This is a genomic window from Acidobacteriota bacterium (assembly GCA_035471785.1).
Taxonomy (GTDB): domain Bacteria; phylum Acidobacteriota; class UBA6911; order RPQK01; family DATIPO01; genus JANQFM01.
Genome location: DATIPQ010000082.1, coordinates 17,667 through 38,242 on the forward strand (window position 1 = coordinate 17,667; position 20,576 = coordinate 38,242).

The window sequence follows — 20,576 nt, forward strand, 5'->3', positions numbered from 1 at the left end:
TCGATGGCAACAAAAACTGACACGCAGAATACTGCAACGGGCCAAGATAGCCTAATTCAACTTTGGTGCCATCACAACTCCACTCTGTTGCAGTGGCCCGCGTTAGTGCTTCTCGCCACCTTGCTCCTTGTAGCAGCTCTCGTTCCCGAAGATCCTTCAGCCCTTTTGAAGCCGTCGGACTGGGGAATTTGGCACTCCTGGCGCACAGGTTTTCTCGGTGTTGTCCTTCTGCTTGCTGGCTGGGCTCTATTCGCGGAGAGCTATACGATGGGCCGAGCCCGTCGAATCATGGACGATCTTGAGATTCGTAGCGCAGCGAACGATATCGACTTGTCAGCGATCTGCCATCCAAGGCCAGGCCTTTCTGGTGTGAGCATCCTTCGTTGGACCATGATTATTTGGGCGATACTTCTCACTTCACTAGGAGCGCTACTGGTCTTCGGTTTACGATTCGGGGTTTTGCTTTCCTTCTTGTTCCTAATCTGCTTCGTCTACGTTGATCGATGGAATTGGAGAAAGACAATGAAACACACACCTGAAGAGTCGCTACAATCTCCAGAAGAGGATTCGCCTGGCGACGGCAAGTCCATCCAATTGCCGAGCAATCACAATACTCTCGTCGCTGAACACGGGGCACTGCGTCACGAGATTCGCGACAACAATCGCCTAAGCCTTCAAATACTCGGGGCGGTGCTAATCGTCAACGGGGCCTTCGTAAGCTATGCCTTTGGCCAAGTGCAGGATGATGGCCTTCCCAACACCGGGGCCCCGGCAATTCTTTTGATCTTGACGACAATACTAACCGTCTTGGCGACTGTTCAGAATCTGAACCTCGAATTGGGGACACAAGCTGTGGCGGTCTACATGCGAGAATTCCTGGAGCCAAAGTCAAACGATTTTAGATGGGAGAGGTATCTTTGGATCGCACAAGAAAAGAAGCGGGTGAATACTTTCTCGAGGATTATTAAATACAATCGCTTTCTCTACTACACCATCACCGGCCTTAGTGTCTTTGCGTTTTGTAAGCTAACGCTGAACCTCACGGACCTCTGGTCGGGGGGCCTGACCGGAGTTCTTGTAGCGGTCGGCGTCCTGGTGATTGAATTGATTCGGCGCAATTTTCGACGTAACCATCTACCCCGCTTGATTTCCATATGCGTCGGGCGGGACCTGCGCTCTAGCTCTAGCGGTAGGTCGCTCACGTGACCTACCGGTGGCGGGTTAACATGCCGAGTTTGTGTTGCCAACGCACCCATCAACGCCATAGGCCGAAGCTGGCGCGGTCACACGGATTGTCCTACAATTCTCGTCGAATGCGCGAATCCGAGGGTGAGGCTGCTCCACCATGTCTGGATGGTAGGAGAGTATCAACTCGTGAAAGCTTTCATCTGCTGAGCGCGGCACGCACATAACCAACAAGGGGAACGAGTCCGTCAGGCTCTTGCATTCGATGGCGCATCGCACGCGAAGTTTCCCATGAGATTTCTGCGCGCGAATGTCGAACTGACGTGTCTTCTGTGTGACGGGATCGGTATAGGAGCCACCATGGTCGCATTGAGATCCTAGTGAGGACAAGCGTTCGAGGCAGCGAAGTTCGAACGTAAAGTCGGACGACGTGTTCAGATACTCCTTTAATTCAGCCGGACCTATTGGGTCATCCTTTGGCTTTGCCATGGGGCGGGTTCTCCTGCCGCTAACGATTCGGCTCAGGGGCGGCGCAAGATCGACGAGCGCCCCTCTGCTCCCAGGTATGCGATTGACTCTCTTTCGTGGCTTAGGGCAGCTCCCTGGCGGCGCCGGATTCTAGCGGTGGATGAACCACCAAAGAAAGTGCCAGTACCAGCACATGAAGTGCTGCCAGGAATACGTTGCCGGGTTTTGCGACCCGGTTTGGAGCCTCTGTATTGTTGATTTCCTCCATATCGGTACCCTCCTCCCTCCTCATGTTCGAGGTTTGCTTTGCGGATTTGCAAGTTTGAGTAAGGGCCGACTCAGGACGCTGCTCCAGAGCATTCGCTCCCCTAAACCACGAAATCTTTCACACTCCTTAGTGCGCCATTTCCATGCATAACCAGAAATACTACTGCATTCCCTCGGACGGTGCTCTGACGCTAGCCAAGAGTACCACTCTGACGCTGGCCCAACCTTTTGAGCTTGCGGGCCACGGTCGATTTCCCCACCTTCAGCAGCCTAGCCATCTGTCTCAGGCTCATACCCTTCTCGGCCATCTCTCGAAGCCTCTCAGCATCGATATCGGCCTTTGGCGGTCCCAACTCCTTGCCTTCCGCCTTGGCCTTCCTCAGCCCGGCCTTGACCCTCTCGGCGATGATATCCCGCTCAAGCTGGGCCACGGCGCTGACGATGGTGAACACAGCCATTCCTAGAGGGCTGGTGGTGTCGATGGATTCCTGGAAACTCACGAAGTCGATGCCCACATCGCGGAACTCCTCAAGCGAGATCAGCAGATGGCGGGTCGAGCGGGCGAAGCGGTCAAAGCGCCAGACAAGCACGATGTCGAAGCGGCGCTTCTTGCCATCGTCCATCAGGCGGTTGAGGGCCGGGCGGCTGCTCTTGGTTCCGCTTACCGCTTCGTCCACATACTCCCCGGCGATCTTCCAGCCCCGTTGCGAAGCGTACTTGCGCAAGTCTAATAGCTGGGGCTTGGCCGACTGCTCCTCCGAAGTAGAGACGCGGGTGTTGGCGGCCATAGAGGGCGACTTGCTTGGTCTTCATGGCGGCTCTCCTTCCCCGTGGCGGAACGGGAGCGCCCATGGCGGACCTTGCCCAGCCCTGAGCGCTCATTTTCCGCTCAGGTCAGGGCCTTCAGTGGCTTTGCTGGGGTTGGCGGTTAAGGATGAAATCGGCCGATTTCTGGGCCTGGGCCGCAGCGATCACCACCAAGCGGGGATCGCCTTTGAGCCGCTTCAGCCAGCCGGAGATGTAAGCCGCTTGGTTTTCGATCGCGGCGGGCTCTAGGCCGGATTCGCCGCACAGGAAGGCCGCGCCCATCTCGGCCACCAGTTCCTCTTGGGAGTAGTCGGGCGAGCCGAAGCGGGCCATCTGCTTGAGAGTAGGCCGGGAGAGACGGGAACCGTGACCAGTGGAGTGACGATTATGCCGATATCGGCATAATCGTCATACCTTCGCGAGTTTCTTGGCCATGAGCGGGGTGGACCTGCTGACCATCAAGAAACTGATGCGCCACAAGACCATGGCCATGACTCTCCGCTACGCTCACCTGAGCGATCAGCACACCAAGTCCGCCGTCGAACGACTGTCCTTCGAAGAGCCCTAAAATGAGCGCGAGGAGGCACTTTAATGGGCTCGTTTTTCCCACATATGTCCCACAGTGGGATTTTCGGAGAAGAGGCCGACGGCGCTAAGTTGTTGAAAATAATGGTGCCGGGGGACGGAATCGAACCGCCGACACGCGGATTTTCAGTCCGATTCCGCATGTATAGGCCAATCCAGTCACCCTTAGCCTGAGCGAGTTTTCTTCAGCATCCTCAGGTACTTGGGCTCGTAAGGGTTCATGGGCTCTGGAGACTCGATTTTCAGAATTCCTTCCGGTATCCTTCCGCTTTCCTTCCGGATCCGGGCCAGCCAAGCGCCGACGTTGACTTTGCCGAACACCTCCAGCCGGCCCTTGGGCGGCTCCAGCTCGTAGGCATTATCGAACTCGTCGCCCGTGGTGGACACCACCTTCTGGCGTACCAGCAGCACGCCCGACTTCACGGCCCGCTCCGCGCAACACGCGGGGGGTGCCTGGCGCAGAAGGCTGGGAACTTCTGCAACTCGCCCGCTCCGCGCATCGAGACGGTCGAAGCGGACGTCTCCCAAACCGGGCAGCAGCCAGGTCCTCAGGACGCTTACGTAATCCCGCCAGGTCGACACGCGGTAGGAGCTCTTGTGCATGCCGCGCCAGTCCTCGATGTAAGCCCGCAACTTGATCTTTCCGGGCGTCCGGTAGCTTCCGTAGGCAAGAGCTTCGGCGTCCCGATCAAGCCAGCGGCGCACCTCCCGCCACGTGTCGGCGGTAAATCGCTCCCTCTTGCCGGCGGCATCCTCCTTGAGACCGAAGGCGGCCAGAGGCGGTGGTTTCCTTGTAGTGGTGCATCCCCTGTCCGCCGCCTTTGTTTCCAAACCCCCGGCAATCCCTTCTGTCCTCCTGACAAGGATTGAGAGAAAAGCTAATCAACCAAGGGGGGGTTGCCTCTTTCGCAGCCTTGGTGCTAAGCTGCCCAAGCTTAGTCAAAGAGAATCGCTTTACCAAGAGAGAGGCTTCCCCCCATGATGATCCTCCTCGCGGTCCTACACATGGTTTTGTGGACCGCGGCTATGCTTCTATCTCCACCTGCAGACTCTTGCTCAAAGAGATTTACTTTAGACACGGATTGGCGCGGTAATTCGAATGGAGATAAACTATGAACGCGTTCTCAATGACTGTTCTTTCCTTTTTCCTCCTCCTGTCTCTATCAGCGCAGGACCCGGCGCAAGATGTCCCAGAGGTGTTCAAGGACACGCCCCGCGGCTACACGATCCAAGGCGGCGACCAACCGGTCACCACCTACACCGCGGTGCGGACCTTCCTGCGAATGCTTGAAAACCGGATTGTAATTCTGGATGAGAGGGGCGACCATCGCCCGCTGACACTGTTTGCTTCGCGATTTGGTGTGCTTGAAGGGACCAGGGCCTGGGATGCGCTTATGGAAGCTCACTCGGCTTGCAAGCCGATTCTCGACCGCAAGCTTCCCACCGAGTCGGCGGCGGCCGGCGCTAAGGTCGCACCGGAACAGGCCCAACTCGACTTCAATCGCAGAGTTGTTCTGGATCTGAAAAGGGAGTACTTGATTCTCCTAGCGGGTTTGAGGGACGACGGGGTGGATGTCGAAGCCTTCAAGCGCTTCATCAAGGAGGAGGTCAGCCGACACGTCGTGGTCGGCTCAGATGTCCCAATAGACGATCCCGCGGTCCAGCGAATGCTGGCTGTAGAAAGACTTTTCGACAATCGCTGAAAGAGAGAGGAGACGACGATGTCTAACCGATTCAGAGTTGCTGTTTTGCTGGCCCTGGCTGCGATTGTTTCCACTGGCGTGTTTGCTGACGCTGAGGCCGCAAACATGGTGCGACTTACCCTTGACACGCGGATAGAGTGCACTGCTCCGAATCAGGCGTGTGGAGAGACATTTACTTCTTCAGAAATCGTCGAGATTGACCCAGAGCACGTCGGAAAGACCCATATTATCGTTACTCGGATCTGGGTTTGCGCCGGTATACGGGGACTGTTGGATGAAAATGTGAAGCAGGGCCCAGCTCAGGAGGGTGCTTTGTTGTTGGGATACGCCACAGTTTCTCCGATCTTGGGCGATCAATTCACGGCGACGGGAGCCAAGGGCAGAGTCACAGGCGGAATCCAAAACGTTTTTTTCATGTTCGCCAGCGACCCCTTCTGCACATCGGCATTCTGTTGAACGCTGGCTGAGTACTTGACGAAGGCTTCAAGCAGGTTTTTTGTGGCCTACATCATGTTCTCTTCCCCCAATCTCAGCACTGTCATGCAGCGGCTCATTGATAACCCGGAGTGGTTCAGCTGAGCCAAGTGATTCGGCGGAGGTTCGAAGACAGAAACGCCAGCGGAGCCAGTTCGGTCGCTATCACGCTCTTCCGGTTTTCTTCCGTTTTGCACAAGCCGTGTGCAACCTCAGAGTTATCGCTCACGACATTAACCCATTGGTCAGCTTGAAGTTAGGAAGTGGTGCCGGGGGACGGAATCGAACCGCCGACACGCGGATTTTCAGTCCGCTGCTCTACCGACTGAGCTACCCCGGCTTTGGGGAAGTGACAATCATACCAGAAAATTTTTCCTCTTCAACTCCATCATCGTGAGGCTGGCAGGGGCTTTGCGGGCGGACCCGAGGACTCGGCCGCGGTGGACAGAAATGCCGCTCTGAGGCTACCATTGCAGCCTATGAAAGAAGTCGTCTACACCGACCGGGCTCCCGATCCCGTCGGGCCCTATAGCCAGGCCATCCGGGCCAACGGGTTCATCTTCATCTCGGGGCAGATCCCGCTGCTGCCCAAGAAAGACGCACCGCCTTTGGAAGGGGGTTCCGGCGAAGTGCGGAGGGTCGGAATTCAAGACCAGGCCCGGCAGGTGCTGGAAAACCTCAAAGCCATCCTGGAGGCGGCCGGAAGCTCGCTCGACAAGGTCGTCAAGACCTCCATCTTCCTCAGCGACATGGACAACTTCGGGGCCGTCAACCAGGTCTACGCCGAGTACTTCCCGCCCGATCAAAATCCGCCGGCACGGGCCACCGTCGAGGTGTCGCGCCTGCCCAAAGACGTGGACGTTGAAATCGAACTGGTGGCTTTGGAATAGATCGACGCCATGATCTATCTCGACAACAATGCGACCACGGCTGTCGATCCCAGGGTCTTCGAGGCCATGACGCCGTTCTTCCTCAGAGACTACGGCAACGCCTCTGCCGTCCACCGGGCCGGGCAGTCGGCCCGCGCCGCCATGGAAAGAGCCCGCGGTCAGGTAGCGGCGCTGCTGGGCGCCCGCTCCAGCGAAGTGGTCTTCACCAGCGGAGGAACCGAGTCCGACAACCTGGCCGTACGGGGCGTGGCGCTGCAAAGGCGCGGCCAGGGACGCCACATCATCATCTCCAGCATCGAACATCCGGCCATCATCGAGCCCTGCCGCGAGTTGGAAGAGGAAGGCTTCGAGCTGACGATCCTGCCCGTCAACCAACAGGGGCTTGTGGACCTGGGAGAACTGGACAAGGCGCTGCAAGAGCATGGCAGCGAAACCGTCCTGGTTTCGGTCATGTACGCCAATAATGAAACCGGCGTCGTCCAGCCGCTGCCCGAGATCGCGCGCAAGGCCCACGCACATGGCGCTCTGGTTCACAGCGATGCCGTCCAGGCGGTGGGAAAGATCCCGGTTCGAATGTCGGAACTTGGAGTCGACCTGCTCTCCCTGACGGGACATAAATTTCATGGTCCCAAGGGCTGCGGGGCGCTCTACGTCCGCAGCGGACTCCCACTGAAGGCCCTGATGGTGGGCGGACCCCAGGAACGCGGCTACCGCTCCGGAACCGAGAACGTCAGCGGCGCCGTGGGGGTGGGCGAAGCCTGCCGCCTGGCCCAGGAGGAACTGGAGGAGCGCGCCTTGCGCATGGCCCACCTGCGCGACCGGCTGGAGCAGGGCATTCTCGAGTCGATTCCCGATACCGTCGTCAACGGCCTGCCTGACAAGCGCCTGCCCCAGACCGCCAACGTCAGCTTTCTGGGGGTGGAAGGCGAATCGCTGATGATGGCCCTCGATCTTGAGGGAGTGGCGGTTTCCACCGGGGCGGCCTGCCATGGCGGCAGTCACTCCGGTTCTCACGTGCTGCGGGCCATGAACCTCGATAAAGCGGCCCTGCAAGGCGCCATCCGCTTCAGCCTGGGTACTGAAACCACGGAAGACGAGATCGATACGGTTCTGGAAATGTTGCCCTCCATGGTGAAACGCTTGCGGCGGACGGCCGCACGTCATTCTTAAGATCGAATTCATGAAGCTGGTTTCCTGGAACATCAACGGTGTCCGCTCGGCGGAGCGTCAGGGATTTTTGGAGTGGTTCGAAGACTACCAGCCCGATGTCCTCTGCTTGCAGGAAGTCAAGGCCTTTCCCGAGCAGCTCTCCCACGAACTGGAGCATCCGCTGGGCTATCACTCGGTTTGGCATCCGGCCCGAAGAGGCGGCTACAGCGGGGTGGCCACCATCTCCCGCCGTCCGCCCCTCAACGTGCAGATGGGCTTGGGGGTCAAGGCTTTCGACAGGGAGGGACGGGTGCTGCTGACCGAGTATCCCGGCTTCACGGTCATCAACGCCTACTTTCCCAACAGCCGCCACGACCATTCGCGGCTGGGATACAAGTTGCGCTTCTGCCGGGCCATCCGCAGGCTTTGCGACCGCATACGCAAGGACGGAGGCCACGTTGTCCTGTGCGGCGATTACAACATCGCCCACACCGAGATCGACCTGCGCAACCCCAAGCAGAACAGAAAGAATCCCGGCTTCTTGCCCGAGGAGCGGGCCTGGATGGACACTTTTCTCTCCCGTTGTTACGCCGATCCCTTTCGACTCCAGCATCCGGGTGAGGAAGGGCTCTATACTTGGTGGACCTACCGGTTCGGGGCCCGCGAGCGCAACATCGGGTGGCGGATTGACTATCACTGCGTAAACCGTGAGTTCATGGATCGGGTAGAGAGGGCCGATCACTTGCGGGAGGTTTATGGGTCGGATCATTGTCCGGTGGTGTTGGAGGTGAGGGATTGAAGGAGTCTGCTACCACTACTCGTCCCAAACGTAGCGGAGCCTGGGACGTTGAGCGCATCCGCAGCCGTTTCCCGGCTCTCAGCGAAGACTTCGGCGGACGTCCCGCCGTCTTTTTCGACAACCCTGCCGGGACCCAGGTGCCGGAAAGCGTGATCGACGCCATGGTCGATTACTTGCGCCGCCGCAACGCCAACTCCGACGGCGTCTTCGAGACCAGCCGCAGGACCAACGAGGTGATCGACCAAGCTCACCAGGCGGCGGCCGATTTGCTGGGATGCCGTCCTCAGGAGGTGGCCTACGGCGCCAACATGACCACCTTGACCTTCCACCTCTCCCGCTCACTGGCCCATGAAATCGGCCCCGGAGACGAAATCGTTCTCAGCCGCCTGGACCATGACGCCAATGTGGCGCCCTGGATGCTGCTGGCGCGCGACACCGGAGCCACCCTGCGCTGGATCGACTTTGATCCCCAGGACTGCACCCTCGATCTGGAGCAGGCCGCTTCCCTCATCAACTCGAAGACGCGCCTGCTGGCGGTGGGCTACGCCTCCAACGCCTCGGGCACCGTCCACGACGTCCGCCGCCTGGCGGACTGGGCCCGCCAGGCCGGCGCCCTGAGCTTCGTGGACGCCGTCCACTACGCGCCCCACGGTCCCATCGACGTGAAGGAGATCGGCTGCGACTTCCTGGCTTGCAGTCCCTACAAGTTCTTCGGCCCCCACAGCGGACTGCTCTACGGGAAACGCGAGCTGCTGGAGCGGTTGCCGGCCTACAAAGTGCGTCCCGCTTCGGACGCCTTGCCCGAGCGCTGGGAAACCGGCACGCTCAGCCACGAAGCCATGGCCGGAGTCACGGCGGCCATCGACTATCTGGCCTCGCTCAGCGTCGATTTCGGCAGCGCCCCTCCCGAGGCCTCGCGGCGCAGCCGCCTGCTGGAGTCCTGGCGCCTCATACAGGCCTGGGAAAAGGGCCTCATCCGCCGCCTCATGGAGGGCCTGACGGCGATACCCTCTCTGACCCTTTACGGCATCTTCGACCCCCAGCGCATCCAGGAAAGGGTCTGCACCTTCATCCTCCGCCATCCGGACCATGACCCCCTGCAATTGGCCAAGCGCCTGGCCCGACACAATATCTTCGCCTGGGACGGAGACTACTACGCCTTGGAGCCGGCGCGCCGGCTGGGCGTGGACGACAAAGGCGGATGGCTGCGCATCGGCCTGGTCCACTACAACACGCCCGCCGAAATCGACAGGTTCTTGGAAGTGTTGGATTCGGCTTGATCCTGCTCCTCGGAGGCCTCCTCCAAGACTTGCAGGAAGGCCTCGCCGTACTTGTCCAGCTTGGTCTGGCCCACGCCCGTGATGGTGAGCATTTCGGGCAGCGATTGAGGACGGCGCGACACCATTTCGGCCAGGGCCGTGTCGTGAAAGATGACGTAGGGAGGGACGTTCTGGCGGCGGGCCAGTTTTAGCCTGAGGTCGCGCAGGGCCTCCCATAGGCTTTGATTCTCGGGGGTTTCCTCGAAGGTGGCCTGGGGACGCGCCTTCGAAGCCGAGGCGGCGCGTCCCGAGGGGTCGCGGCGGGCCTGAAAGGGCTCTTCTCCCCGCAGCACCGGCGCCGCCGCGGCGGTGAGCTGCAGCCCTCCGTAGCCCTCCAGATCGACCCGCAGCAACCCGCCGGCCACCATCTGGCGGAAGAGCGAACTCCATTCCTTCTTGCTCAGATCGGCTCCCACTCCGAAGGTGGGAAGGCGGTCGTGGCCGAAGCGGGGGATGCGCTCGTTGGGCGTTCCCCGCAACACGTCGATCAGGTAGCCGGCCCCGAAGCGCTGTCCCGTGCGGTAGACGCAGGAGAGGGCTTTCTGGGCCTCCTGGCTGCCGTCGTAGGTCTCTACCGGCACCAGGCAGGTGTCGCAGTTGCCGCACTTTTCGGGCAGGTCTTCACCGAAGTAGTCGAGCAGCACCTGGCGGCGGCAGCGGGCCGTTTCGCAATAGGCCAGCAGGGTATTGAGGCGCTGCATTTCCATGCGCTTGTGGCTGTCCTCGGCCTGGGACGCCTCCAGCATGGCGCGGATGCGCACCACGTCAGCCATGCCGTAGGCCATCCAGGCGTTTGCGGGGAGGCCGTCGCGTCCGGCCCGGCCGGTTTCCTGGTAGTACGACTCCAGGCTTTTGGGCAGGTCGAGATGGGCCACGAAGCGGACGTTGGACTTGTCGATGCCCATCCCGAAGGCGATGGTGGCCACCATGATGACGCCGTCCTGACCCTGAAAGATGTCCTGGTTGCGCTGTCTTTGGACGGCTCCCATACCGGCGTGGTAAGGCAAGGCCCGCAGCCCTTTTTCGCTCAGCCAGGAGGCGGTTTCGTCGACGCTGCGGCGGGAAAGGCAGTAGACGATGCCCGCTTCGCCGGGGTGATTGCCTTGGATGAAGCTCAAAAGCTGCTGCTTGGGACTGTTCTTGAGCACCACGCTGTAGCGGATGTTGGGGCGGTCGAATCCGGCCACGAAACGTCGCGCCTCCTGCAATCCCAGGCGCTCGACGATGTCCTTGCGGGTGGGGCCGTCGGCGGTGGCGGTGGTGGCGATGCGGGGCACGCCGGGATAGCGTTCCTTGAGCTGGTCGAGCTGCAGGTATTCGGGGCGGAAGTCGTGTCCCCATTGGGAGACGCAGTGGGCCTCGTCGATGGCGAAAAGGGCGATCTCGATCTCGTCCAGAAGCTCCAGAAAGGGCTCGGTGAGCAGGCGCTCCGGTGCCACGTAGAGCAGGTCGATCCGGCTCTCGCGCACGGCCCGCTGGATCTGATAGGACTCCGAGGGCGTGAGCGAAGAGTTGAGGAAGGCGGCGTCGACTCCCATCTGGCGGAGCGCCGCCACCTGGTCTTTCATGAGCGCGATCAGCGGCGAAGCCACCACTGCCGTCCCTGGCCGGATGAGGGCGGGGAGCTGGTAGCAGAGCGACTTTCCGCCTCCCGTGGGCATCAGCACCAGCGCATCGCCGCCATCGCTGACATGGTCGATGATGGCCTCTTGTTCTCCCCTGAAGGAGGGAAAGCCGAAAACCGTCCGCAGAATGTCGCGCGCTTGATCTGACATAACCGCCTCTCTCGACCATGAGCTTAGCGCGCCCCCCTGTCGCATCTTCTCTCCTTCAAAAGAGGCGAAGCTGGCGGGGGCGGCCTTCTTCTTCATTCTCGAAGTTGGAAAGACCCACTCCGATGAGGCGGATGGCGCGGCCCTCCTGGCGGTAGCGGCGCAGCAGGTCGATGGCCGTGGAGACGATAATCTCGGCTTCGGCGGTGGGGAAGCGGCTGGAGACCTGACGCGTGATCGTGGTGAAATCCTGGTAGCGGAGCTTGAGGGTGATGGTCTTCCCTTCCAGTCCGCCCTTGCGCAGCCGTTGAGCCACCTTTTCCCCCAGCTTGGCCAGGGTTTTCTCCAGCACTTGGGCATCGCTCTCGTCCTGGGGAAAGGTGGTTTCCTGACTGACCGACTTGGTTTCGTGCCGGGTCACCACGGGTCTCTCGTCGATCCCGCGAGCCAGTTTGTAAAGCTGGCTCCCGAACTTCCCCAGCAACTCGGTCAGACGTTCCCGATCGAGGGCTCTCAGTTGCAGAATCGTATCGACCCCCATCTTTTGCAGACGTTGGGCCGTCTTGGGCCCCACGCCCCAGATGCGCGAAGTGGGCAGGGGATCGAGGAAGGCCTGCACCTCCTGAGGAGTCACCATGTGGAGTCCGTTGGGTTTGCGAAAATCGGAGGCGATCTTGGCCACCAGCTTGCAGGGGCCGATTCCCACCGAAGCGGTCAGCCATTCCGCCTGGTAGATCTGGCGCTTGAGGCGGGCCCCGAGTTGCAGGGCCTGGCGCGGGCTCTCCACTTGGCGGCTGACGTCGAGAAAGGCTTCGTCGATGGAGATGGGCTCCACCAGCGGCGTCAGATTGCGGAAGATCTCGCGGATGCGGCGCGACACCTCGCGGTAGGCAGTGAAGTCAGGCCTCAGGTAGACGCCGTCGGGACAGGCTCTCCAGGCTTGCGAGATGGGCATGGCCGAGTGGATGCCGAACTGGCGCGCTTCATAACTGCAAGCCGCCACCACGCCGCGTCCCCGCCCCTGCTTGGGATCGGAGCCCACGATCACCGGCTTTCCCTTGTACTTGGGTTCGCGGCGCTGCTCGACCGAGGCGTAAAAGGCATCCATATCGACGTGGAACAGAGTGCGCTGCATCTTCACCTATATTACAGTGCCTGTCAAGGAAAAGGCCGACCGGGTCACTTGCCAGGAGAAGCCCTGAGGACGTACCTTTATAGATTATGGCTGAGTCGGCTCAAGCTTTAGAAACGACTCGCTTGGAGTCCACCTACCGGGTCGATTTGCGTACCTCGCCTCCTGACGTCTTCGAGGACATCTCCTCCACCGACTGGGCCAAGCTGGACTGGAAGCAGGTGGGGCGGCCTTATCAGGTGCCCGCCAATTCCAGCCGGCGAGCCCAATGGGAGTCGCAAGAGGGACGCGAGATGCCCATCCCGGTGCAGTGGGAGCATTTCAACCGCGACTTCCACAGCCTCTTCGCGGCCGATTCCGAAACCCGCAAGCCCGAATTATGGCGGCGCTTCTGGGGACGGGTGGGACGCTTGCGGCTGGCCCAGGCCCGCCAGGCGGCCGCCGAGCTGCTGCGGCTCAAGGTGTGGAATCAGGTCCACCGGGTCGACGACGCCGTGTGGGATCCGCGCGGAAAGCGCGCGCTCTTTGAGGGCCTTGACGTCAAGCGTCCGCGGGTGCTTTTCCTGGGGGCCGCCGACGGATACGAGGCCATGCAGCTTCTGGCTCAGTATCCGGGAGGCGAAGCCGTTCTGGTTGACTACGACGACTTCTGCCGCACTCACCGCTTCGGACGCTTTCCCGAAGGCTACCCTTTTCTGGGACGCGATCCCGCCACGGGCGGATGGAAGAGCTACCGCCGCCAGGACATGAACATCGAGTTCGAGGTCAGCGACATCCGCGACCTCAAGTACGGACGCGAGTTCGACATCGTGCTCAGCGTCGGGCTGATCGAGCACTTTCCCGACGACTACAAGGAAACCGTCTTCGACTTCCATCGCCGCTTCCTCAAGCCGGGCGGCTATTCCATCATGACCACCCCGCGCCGCCAGTGGCGCTCGAAGGCTTTCTACGTCCTCATGGCCGACCTTATGAACTACGGCTACCGCGAGCTGATGGACGCCCGCCAGTTGGGCTACTACGCCTACGAAAACGGCTTCGAGGTGCTGCGCTGCGGACACATCAAGGCCCACAACGGAGTCATTGCTCGCCGGCGCTGAGGACAGCTCGGCTCGGCAACTACCAACGGCTTCGCAACTACCAACTTCCAAGGACCAATTCACAAGAGGGACTTGTACCGGGCCCGCGAGAGGACCCGGTGCTTGGAAGTTTGAGCGAAGGTCGCGTATCCTGTCTCTCTAAAGCAAGACCAGGAGAAAAGAAACATGACCGTGGTAGCCGAGCGCACCCAAGCCATTCTTAACAAGCTGCGACTGAAGGACGTCAATCCCGGAGCCTGCACGGGAGCGGACGGCTGGATCGAGGAGGGCGGCAAAGAGATCGTCTCCTACAACCCGGCCACCGGCCAGCGCATCGCCTCGGTCATCGAGTCCTCGCCCGAGGTCTATGAGCGCGTGGTGGAGGCGGCTTCCCGGCGTTTTCAGTCCTGGAGACGGGTTCCCGCCCCCAAGCGCGGCGAAGTGGTGCGGGATTTGGGAAACGCCCTTCGCGAACTGAAGGAGCCGCTGGGAGAACTGGTGACCCTGGAGATGGGCAAGATCAGGGCCGAGGGACTTGGCGAAGTGCAGGAGATGATCGACATCTGCGACTTCGCCGTGGGCCAGTCGCGCCAGCTCTACGGGCTGAGCATGCATTCCGAACGTCCCGATCACCGCATGTACGAGCAGTGGCATCCCATGGGCGTGGCGGGCATCATCACGGCCTTCAATTTCCCGGTGGCGGTATGGTGCTGGAACTCGGCCATTGCCGCCATCTGCGGCGACACCATGGTGTGGAAGCCCTCCGAGGTCACGCCATTGTGCGCCGTCGCCGTCCAGCACATCGCCAATCGCGTCATGGCCGATCACGGGCTGGAGGGGGTCTTTACCTTCGTGACGGGAGGTGGTGGCCTGGGCCGGCGCATGGTCGAGGACCGGCGCCTTCCATTGCTCAGCTTCACCGGCTCGGTGAGCACCGGACGCAAGGTAGCTCAAGGGGTGGCCGCCCGCCTGGGACGCACCATCCTGGAACTGGGCGGAAACAACGCCATCATCGTCTCCCGCCACGCCAATCTCGATTTGGCTGTCCGCGCCATCCTCTTCGGCGCGGTGGGGACGGCCGGCCAGCGCTGCACCACCACCCGGCGCATCTTCATGCAGCGCGAGATCGCTCCCCAATTGACCGAACGGCTCGTTGAAGCCTACAAGCAGGTCTCCATCGGCGATCCTCTTGAGGAATCGACCCTCATGGGTCCGCTTTCCACGCCGGCCGCCATGGAGGGCATGAGGTCGGCCCTGCGCCAGATCGGCGAGCAGGGCGGCGAAGTCCTTTGCGGGGGCCGTCCTCTGCCTGACAAAGGCCCCCAGTTCGTCGAGCCCGCCATCGTCAAGGCTCCTCAGCAGTTGCCCATCGTCTGCGAAGAGACTTTCGCGCCTATCCTCTATCTGATGGAGTACGACACGCTGGAGCAAGCCATCGAGATGCACAACGCCGTTCCCCAGGGTCTCTCCAGCGCCATCTTCAGCGACAGGGTTCAAGAGGTGGAGCGTTTTCTTTCCTCCTTGGGTTCGGATTGCGGCATCGCCAACGCCAACATCGGCACCAGCGGGGCCGAGATCGGCGGCGCCTTCGGAGGCGAAAAGGACACCGGCGGCGGACGCGAAGCCGGTTCCGACGCCTGGAAGTCCTACATGCGCCGCCAGACCACCACCATCAACTGGTCCAGCGAATTGCCTCTGGCCCAGGGCATCGAATTCGGCTCCGATTGACCTGATCTGACGACCTCCGCTGGACGGTCCCCGTCTCCGCTCAGCGGCGTAAATGTGATCACTCTCACAAAAAAATATTGCTCTTTGGGCGATTCTAGTTAATGCCAGAAGAGGCTTTACCCCGCTACCGGGGACAGGCCTGTCGCGCAAAGGCGTCTGGCAGAGAGGGTGAGCACTATGCAGACGATTCAGTCCAGTCGAGGTTTCAGTCTGGTGGAGGCCTTGGTTGCCTTGGCCGCCGGGCTCCTGGTCACCGGGGGCGCCGTGGTCTTAATGAACTCGGCCATGGGCGTCAGCGATATGGTCGGCCAGCGGGCCGAGATGCAGCAGAATGCTCGCGTCGGCCTTAACCTCATTGCTTCCGATCTGAGCCAGGCCGGCACCGGAGTACCGTCTGGCGGGATCGCCCTTCCAACCAATGAGAAGGGGAACGACAGATCTACGGTGCGCGGTTGCGGACTGGACGAGACATGCGGATCCGAGCGCGACTGGATATACGAGGGCCAAATGCTTTTCTCCGTGACCCCCGGAGAAGGACTTGGACAAACCGTTGATCCCGAGGTTGGTGGAACCGGCCAACCGACCGACATCGTCACGCTTATCTACCGCGACCGTGCCTTGCGCATCGACGAACACCCTCTGGTCAGGATCACAACGTCGGGCAGCGAAATCGACGTCGACTTGCGTACCCCCGTCAACGTCCCCGGCGAAGGGGTGACCCGCGGCGACGTGCTGGTGCTCAGTAACGCCAACGGAAATGCGGCTGCCGTGGTCACAAACCTCGCGGCCGATACCCATAACAGGGTCATTTTCTCGGCCAGTGATCCCCTCGATTTCAATCAGCCCTCGGCTTCCCACGGCAACATCGCCGCACTGCAAAACCGCGACGACAAAGGCAAGCCTGACGGAACCTATCCGCCCACCCGTGCCTACCGGATCTTCGTGGTCACCTACTTCATCGATGCCGAAACCTACCCCGAGCGCCCCCGGCTGATGCGGCAGGTCGGCGGCCATCCGGCCGAACCGCTTGCCGAATACGTGACCGACCTGCAGTTCACCTACGACATTTTCGACCCGGAGAACTCGGCCGCTTCGGCCGGCTTGACCGACGTCATCGATCAGGCCGCCCTGATTCAAAAGGTCAACGCTTCTCTCACGGCCCGCTCCCCAGGTACCGCCAAGGTGGACAAACGGGACCAATACGTGACCCTGACGACCTCGGTCAGCGGCCGCAATCTTTCCTTTAACGACCGCTACAAATAGAAGAGACGAGACGATGAACTACAGCAACAAGGCGGTCCCAAGGACACAGAGAGGTTATTCGCTGGTGGAGATCATGGCGGTCTTCGCCATGGTGGCCATCGTGGCGGCCGTGGCGGTTCCCATGATGACCACCGCCATCCGCGAATCCCGGCTCAACAGCGCCCATAACTTCGTCACCATGGAAATCAGGCGGGCCCGCCAGGCGGCCGTCGACTTCCGGCGCATCCACCGGCTCAGCGTCGATGCTCAAGGAACCATCACGCTGGCACGGCAGGAGATGCCCAGCCGCGACTGGACCGTGCTGAAGAGCGAGAGCTTGCCGGCGGGAATCGTCTTCGCGACTCCGACGGGAGCCCCAGGCGGGGACTCTTCACCCGACGGACTGGGGGACGATGCCGTCAGCTTCGGCGGGGGCAACGTGGTCTTCTTCCGTCCCGACGGATCGGCCCGCGACCAAATCGGAGAGATCGTCAATGGAATTGTCTACGTGTCCAGCGAAGCGCACCCCGAGCGCGGCAAGGCCGTCACTCTCTTGGGGTCTACCGGACGCGTCAAGGCCTGGGTTCTGGCTGAAAACGAGGACGGCAGCGTGGAGTGGAAGTAATGGGTAACCGAATGCGACGCAAGAAAGCTCAGGAAGGCTTCGGACTCGTCGAAGTGATGCTGGCCTCGCTGATCCTGCTGGTGGGGATGGTGACCCTGCTGGCTCTCTTCGCCCAGGCCATCGCCGCAACCCAGATGGCCAACCTCGACCTGATCGCCCGCCAGAAGGCCCGCGAGGCCCTGGAAAGCCTCTACACGGCGCGCAACACCGAGCAGATCACCTTCGAGCAACTGGCCAACGTCGGCGAGGGCGGGGTGTTCCTGAGCGGTTTGCAGCCGTTGACGACGCCGGGCGCGGACGGACTGGTCAACACCGGCGATGACGGTGCCGTAGAGAAAATGACTTCGGCCGGCTTGGACCGAGTCATGGGAACCGCGGACGACGAGACCCGCCTGCTCACCGATTATCGAAGACAGATCGAAATCTCGGGAGGAGGCTCGGGAGACCTGCGCCGAGTGCGCATCACCATCACCTATACGACACCCCTGGGCACCACCCGGGAGGTGCGCATCGAGTCCCTGGTCTCGCGCTACCGCTAACCAGGGCGTTTTGCAGGATCGGAGCAGGAGCAGGGCTGCCCCATAGGAGAAGTTGGGAGGAACAAAGTCATGAAGGCCAACTTGAAGGAAATGGCACAAAAAGGTTTCGCTTTGCCGGCAGCATTGCTGCTGTTGCTTGTCATGTCGGCGGTGGCCGTTGGGATGATCTACTTGGTGCACACCGAAGCCCGCGTCAGCGGATCGGACCTGGACGGCACGGCAGCCTACTACGCCTCCGAGGCCGGCATGGAGAAGATGATGGCCGACCTGAGCGGACTGTTCATCAACAATCAAGCTCCCACGGCCAGCGAAATCGCCGGTTTGGGCGGCTCCGCACCGGACTTGGCCGGGATCGAGTTCAGCGACTACTCGGTGCGCATGGCGGACGCCGACGGTGACGGTTCCCCCGATAGCGAGATCCGCACCGTCAGTGCCGGGCCCAACGAAGGTTTGGTGGCCAGCATCATCCCCATGGAACTCTCCGTGACCGGCCGCGGACCGGGTGGATCCGAGGTCCGCATGGTGCGCGACATCGAAGTGGCGTTGATTCCCATCTTCCAGTTCGGCAACTTCTCCAGCACCGACCTCAGCTACTTCCCCGGACCCAACTTCAGTTTCGGGGGGCGCGTGCACACCAACGGCAACCTCTTTTTAGCGGCCTCCGACGGAGGCGGCGTGGTGTTCCAGAACAAGATCAGCGCCGCCGGCGAGATCATCCGGCAGCGCCTCTCCAACGGACAATCGACCGACGATGCCGGCTTCGGCGGACCCGTCTACATCCCCACCGTGGCCAACGGCTGCGCCGAGAGCACCGGAACCGACATTTGCCGCGACCTGGCCCTCACCGAAGGCAGCAAAGTCGACGGGCTGGAGAGCTCGGACAACAGCGACTGGCCCGACATTTCGCTTTCCGTCTACAACGGGATGATCGTCAACGGACGGACCGGAGCCAAGGCCCTTGAGCTTCCCTTCGTAGCCGATGGGGAAAACGAATTCGAGATCATCCGGCGGGCCCCCGGAGGCGAGGTCGGGACCTCCTTGTTGGGCCGTTCCCGCCTCTACAACCAGGCTCAAGTGAGGGTGCTGCTCAACGATGAGGAGTCCGATTTGCCCGGAGGCAAGGGACGGCTGTTGTCCAACGACGGCGAGTACTTCGACGGCGTTACCTATGGTCTGACCGATACAGCCTTCGCCGCCGTCGGATCCAGCAGCGGCGAACCGCTGGTGGACGGATACCTGCTGGTGCAGGCCTTGCAGGGTGGCACCTATGTCGACGTCACCAGCGAATGGCTCGATCTTGGAATCGCCCGCGAAAATCCTGACGCCATCCTCAAGTTCCAAACCCTCAAGTACAATCCTCTGACGGGGGTTCCCGATCCCATCCCCGTCTCGCTTTTTAATCAAGGACAGAACTTCTGGCCCATCAATCTCTACGACACCCGTGAAGGCGAGGTCCGCGACGTGTCCACCTCGACCAGCGACTGCGCCCTGGGTGGCGTCATGAACGTGGTCGAACTGGATGTCAACAACCTGCGACGCTGGCTCTCAGGCGAGATCGGACTCACCGGAACCAGCACCGCTACGGCAAGCGAAGGCGGATACATCTTTTACCACTCGGACCGCCGCGGCCAGCTCAAGCTCAATGGCGAGTACGGGTTCGAGGATGTCGTCAATCCTTCCTCGGCTGGAGGATCTCCCGACGGACAATATGACAAAGCCGAGGACGTCAACGAGAACGGCGTGCTGGACGTCTACGGCAACGAAAACCTGGGACTCGGCTTCGGCCTCAGCGAAGGGTCCTGGTCCGATCCCACCGAACGCGTTTCCTGCGAGACGGCCCAACGCAGCCGCGTGACAGGCGCCCGCCACGGCCTCAAACTGGTCAACGGAATTCTGGGCAGTCTGCCCTCCGGCCCGGCGGGAGGCGGATTCACCGTATCCAGCGAGAATCCCGTCTACGTGCACGGCAACTACAATGCCCTCACCGGCATCGACTTCAGCGCCTCCACCGCCCATGTGCCGGCCGCTATCATCGCCGACGCGGTCACCCTTCTGTCCTCAGCCTGGCAGGATTGGGCCAGCTTCGATGCTCCCGCCGATCCCTCTCAGAGGCCTGCCGTCACCACCAGTTACCGTATGGCCGTGGCCGCCGGAAAGAACATCAGCTCAAGCGGCTGGGGCGGTTGGGATACGGGGACCGACGGCGGTACCCACAACTTCCTGCGTTATCTGGAAGACTGGAGCGGCACCACGCTCAAGTATCGGGGGTCGTTGGTGAGCTTCTTCTACTCCACCCAGGCGGTGGGCGTCTTCAAGTGCTGTGCCAACGTCTACTCGCCGCCGGTGCGCGAGTATTCCTTCGACAGCGAGTTCATCGATCCCTCCCGCCTGCCCCCCGGCACGCCGCGCTTCCGCGACCTGGTCAACCTGGGCTATCAGCAGATCTTCCATCCTGAAGACCGCGACTATATTCCGTCGCCGATCTTCGACGGAGAGCAGGGAGAAGTCATCAACTAGAACGCTTCCCAAATCGACTGAAAATGTCCTCGGGGGAAACGGATGGCGCCATCCGTTTCCCCCCTTTCGCTTTGTGGACGGACGTCGCCCTGTCCTGAAACAATCCTTCCCTGCCCCGTATATACTGAAGCCATGGCTTCTTCGGACGCAGAACTTGTCGAATCGGCCTTGGCCGGGGAGGCACAGGCGTTCGAAGAGATTGTCAAGCGTTACCAGCGGTTGGTGTTCAATATCGTCTACCACTATCTGGGAGGACGCAATGAGGTGGAGGATCTGGCTCAGGAAATCTTCCTCAAGGT

The 20,576-nt window shown here is 61.1% G+C and carries 18 protein-coding genes, 1 tRNA gene and 2 pseudogenes; 14 read left to right on the plus strand and 7 right to left on the minus strand.

Annotation, left to right across the window (positions count from 1 at the left end; all coding sequences use genetic code 11):
* Positions 1 to 3 precede the first annotated feature (3 nt).
* Complete coding sequence (locus VLU25_11545) at positions 4 to 1,206, plus strand: hypothetical protein (protein ID HSR68565.1); 1,203 nt, start codon at positions 4 to 6, stop codon at positions 1,204 to 1,206.
* A 568-nt stretch (positions 1,207 to 1,774) separates the two neighbouring features.
* Here VLU25_11545 and VLU25_11550 read toward each other — a convergent pair.
* The 3 genes and pseudogenes from VLU25_11550 to VLU25_11560 all read right to left on the minus strand — a co-directional run bounded on the left by VLU25_11550 (position 1,775) and on the right by VLU25_11560 (position 3,099).
* Positions 1,775 to 1,921 (minus strand): hypothetical protein, encoded by a 147-nt coding sequence (locus VLU25_11550; GenBank protein ID HSR68566.1) that lies wholly within the window; start codon positions 1,919 to 1,921, stop codon positions 1,775 to 1,777.
* A gap of 190 nt (positions 1,922 to 2,111) precedes the next feature.
* Positions 2,112 to 2,708 (minus strand): recombinase family protein, encoded by a 597-nt coding sequence (locus tag VLU25_11555; GenBank protein HSR68567.1) that lies wholly within the window; start codon positions 2,706 to 2,708, stop codon positions 2,112 to 2,114.
* Between the two features lie 115 nt (positions 2,709 to 2,823).
* Positions 2,824 to 3,099 (minus strand): annotated as a pseudogene (locus VLU25_11560) (zincin-like metallopeptidase domain-containing protein).
* A 46-nt stretch (positions 3,100 to 3,145) separates the two neighbouring features.
* Between VLU25_11560 and VLU25_11565 the strand changes: the two are divergent.
* A pseudogene (locus tag VLU25_11565) lies at positions 3,146 to 3,295 on the plus strand (site-specific integrase).
* A 182-nt stretch (positions 3,296 to 3,477) separates the two neighbouring features.
* On the opposite strand, the gene VLU25_11570 reads toward VLU25_11565, so the two are convergent.
* Entirely contained in the window at positions 3,478 to 4,143 is a 666-nt protein-coding gene (locus VLU25_11570; GenBank protein HSR68568.1) for a hypothetical protein, read from the minus strand.
* Positions 4,144 to 4,424: 281 nt separating this feature from the next.
* Here VLU25_11570 and VLU25_11575 point away from each other — a divergent pair, with 281 nt between their 5' ends.
* Together VLU25_11575 and VLU25_11580 are read left to right on the plus strand one after the other, a co-directional pair.
* Complete coding sequence (locus tag VLU25_11575; protein HSR68569.1) at positions 4,425 to 5,015, plus strand: hypothetical protein; 591 nt, start codon at positions 4,425 to 4,427, stop codon at positions 5,013 to 5,015.
* Between the two features lie 18 nt (positions 5,016 to 5,033).
* Positions 5,034 to 5,471 (plus strand): hypothetical protein, encoded by a 438-nt coding sequence (locus VLU25_11580; GenBank protein ID HSR68570.1) that lies wholly within the window; start codon positions 5,034 to 5,036, stop codon positions 5,469 to 5,471.
* Positions 5,472 to 5,753: 282 nt separating this feature from the next.
* Here the strand turns inward: VLU25_11580 and VLU25_11585 are convergent.
* Positions 5,754 to 5,829 (minus strand) — tRNA-Phe (locus VLU25_11585).
* 139 nt (positions 5,830 to 5,968) lie between these two features.
* Here VLU25_11585 and VLU25_11590 point away from each other — a divergent pair.
* The 4 genes from VLU25_11590 to VLU25_11605 are packed head-to-tail and all read left to right on the plus strand — an operon-like array spanning position 5,969 to position 9,607.
* The gene (locus VLU25_11590) at positions 5,969 to 6,379 is read left to right on the plus strand and encodes a RidA family protein (protein HSR68571.1); all 411 of its coding nucleotides are present in this window, start codon (positions 5,969 to 5,971) and stop codon (positions 6,377 to 6,379) included.
* Positions 6,380 to 6,388: 9 nt separating this feature from the next.
* Positions 6,389 to 7,549, plus strand: coding sequence for a cysteine desulfurase family protein (locus VLU25_11595; protein ID HSR68572.1), 1,161 nt, complete (start codon positions 6,389 to 6,391; stop codon positions 7,547 to 7,549).
* Between the two features lie 10 nt (positions 7,550 to 7,559).
* A complete protein-coding gene (locus tag VLU25_11600; GenBank protein ID HSR68573.1) occupies positions 7,560 to 8,327 on the plus strand; it encodes an exodeoxyribonuclease III in 768 nt (255 codons plus the stop codon).
* On the plus strand, positions 8,324 to 9,607 hold the full coding sequence (locus tag VLU25_11605) for a cysteine desulfurase-like protein (protein ID HSR68574.1): 1,284 nt from the start codon (positions 8,324 to 8,326) through the stop codon (positions 9,605 to 9,607). The genes VLU25_11600 and VLU25_11605 overlap by 4 nt, the downstream gene beginning before the upstream one ends.
* Here the strand turns inward: VLU25_11605 and recQ are convergent.
* Positions 9,553 to 11,421 (minus strand): DNA helicase RecQ, encoded by a 1,869-nt coding sequence (gene recQ, locus VLU25_11610; protein HSR68575.1) that lies wholly within the window; start codon positions 11,419 to 11,421, stop codon positions 9,553 to 9,555. The genes VLU25_11605 and recQ overlap by 55 nt on opposite strands.
* Before the next feature lie 55 nt (positions 11,422 to 11,476).
* Entirely contained in the window at positions 11,477 to 12,553 is a 1,077-nt protein-coding gene (gene dinB, locus VLU25_11615; GenBank protein ID HSR68576.1) for a DNA polymerase IV, read from the minus strand.
* A 122-nt stretch (positions 12,554 to 12,675) separates the two neighbouring features.
* Between dinB and VLU25_11620 the strand changes: the two genes are divergently transcribed.
* From VLU25_11620 to VLU25_11645, 6 genes are all read left to right on the plus strand, one after another.
* Positions 12,676 to 13,647 carry a class I SAM-dependent methyltransferase gene (locus tag VLU25_11620; GenBank protein HSR68577.1) on the plus strand — a complete coding sequence of 324 codons (972 nt, stop codon included), beginning with the start codon at positions 12,676 to 12,678 and terminating at the stop codon, positions 13,645 to 13,647.
* Positions 13,648 to 13,812: 165 nt separating this feature from the next.
* Positions 13,813 to 15,354, plus strand: a complete 1,542-nt coding sequence (locus VLU25_11625) for an aldehyde dehydrogenase family protein (GenBank protein HSR68578.1) — start codon at positions 13,813 to 13,815, stop codon at positions 15,352 to 15,354.
* A 177-nt stretch (positions 15,355 to 15,531) separates the two neighbouring features.
* Positions 15,532 to 16,617, plus strand: a complete 1,086-nt coding sequence (locus VLU25_11630) for a prepilin-type N-terminal cleavage/methylation domain-containing protein (protein ID HSR68579.1) — start codon at positions 15,532 to 15,534, stop codon at positions 16,615 to 16,617.
* Positions 16,618 to 16,630: 13 nt separating this feature from the next.
* Entirely contained in the window at positions 16,631 to 17,221 is a 591-nt protein-coding gene (locus VLU25_11635) for a prepilin-type N-terminal cleavage/methylation domain-containing protein (protein HSR68580.1), read from the plus strand.
* Positions 17,222 to 17,232: 11 nt separating this feature from the next.
* Complete coding sequence (locus VLU25_11640) at positions 17,233 to 17,760, plus strand: hypothetical protein (protein HSR68581.1); 528 nt, start codon at positions 17,233 to 17,235, stop codon at positions 17,758 to 17,760.
* 69 nt (positions 17,761 to 17,829) lie between these two features.
* A complete protein-coding gene (locus VLU25_11645; GenBank protein ID HSR68582.1) occupies positions 17,830 to 20,277 on the plus strand; it encodes a PilX N-terminal domain-containing pilus assembly protein in 2,448 nt (815 codons plus the stop codon).
* Positions 20,278 to 20,576 lie beyond the last annotated feature (299 nt).

What these genes read in the sequence shown, in the direction of transcription:
- VLU25_11575 (HSR68569.1), top strand. Translation starts at nt 4,425, where the DNA reads ATGAACGCGTTCTCAATGACTGTTCTTTCCTTTTTCCTCCTCCTGTCT.
- VLU25_11635 (HSR68580.1), top strand. Translation starts at nt 16,631, where the DNA reads ATGAACTACAGCAACAAGGCGGTCCCAAGGACACAGAGAGGTTATTCG.
- VLU25_11645 (HSR68582.1), top strand. Translation starts at nt 17,830, where the DNA reads ATGAAGGCCAACTTGAAGGAAATGGCACAAAAAGGTTTCGCTTTGCCG.
- VLU25_11545 (HSR68565.1), top strand. Translation starts at nt 4, where the DNA reads ATGGCAACAAAAACTGACACGCAGAATACTGCAACGGGCCAAGATAGC.
- VLU25_11600 (HSR68573.1), top strand. Translation starts at nt 7,560, where the DNA reads ATGAAGCTGGTTTCCTGGAACATCAACGGTGTCCGCTCGGCGGAGCGT.
- VLU25_11595 (HSR68572.1), top strand. Translation starts at nt 6,389, where the DNA reads ATGATCTATCTCGACAACAATGCGACCACGGCTGTCGATCCCAGGGTC.
- VLU25_11550 (HSR68566.1), bottom strand. Translation starts at nt 1,921, where the DNA reads ATGGAGGAAATCAACAATACAGAGGCTCCAAACCGGGTCGCAAAACCC.
- VLU25_11555 (HSR68567.1), bottom strand. Translation starts at nt 2,708, where the DNA reads ATGGCCGCCAACACCCGCGTCTCTACTTCGGAGGAGCAGTCGGCCAAG.
- VLU25_11580 (HSR68570.1), top strand. Translation starts at nt 5,034, where the DNA reads ATGTCTAACCGATTCAGAGTTGCTGTTTTGCTGGCCCTGGCTGCGATT.
- VLU25_11625 (HSR68578.1), top strand. Translation starts at nt 13,813, where the DNA reads ATGACCGTGGTAGCCGAGCGCACCCAAGCCATTCTTAACAAGCTGCGA.
- VLU25_11630 (HSR68579.1), top strand. Translation starts at nt 15,532, where the DNA reads ATGCAGACGATTCAGTCCAGTCGAGGTTTCAGTCTGGTGGAGGCCTTG.
- recQ (HSR68575.1), bottom strand. Translation starts at nt 11,421, where the DNA reads ATGTCAGATCAAGCGCGCGACATTCTGCGGACGGTTTTCGGCTTTCCC.
- dinB (HSR68576.1), bottom strand. Translation starts at nt 12,553, where the DNA reads ATGCAGCGCACTCTGTTCCACGTCGATATGGATGCCTTTTACGCCTCG.
- VLU25_11640 (HSR68581.1), top strand. Translation starts at nt 17,233, where the DNA reads ATGCGACGCAAGAAAGCTCAGGAAGGCTTCGGACTCGTCGAAGTGATG.
- VLU25_11590 (HSR68571.1), top strand. Translation starts at nt 5,969, where the DNA reads ATGAAAGAAGTCGTCTACACCGACCGGGCTCCCGATCCCGTCGGGCCC.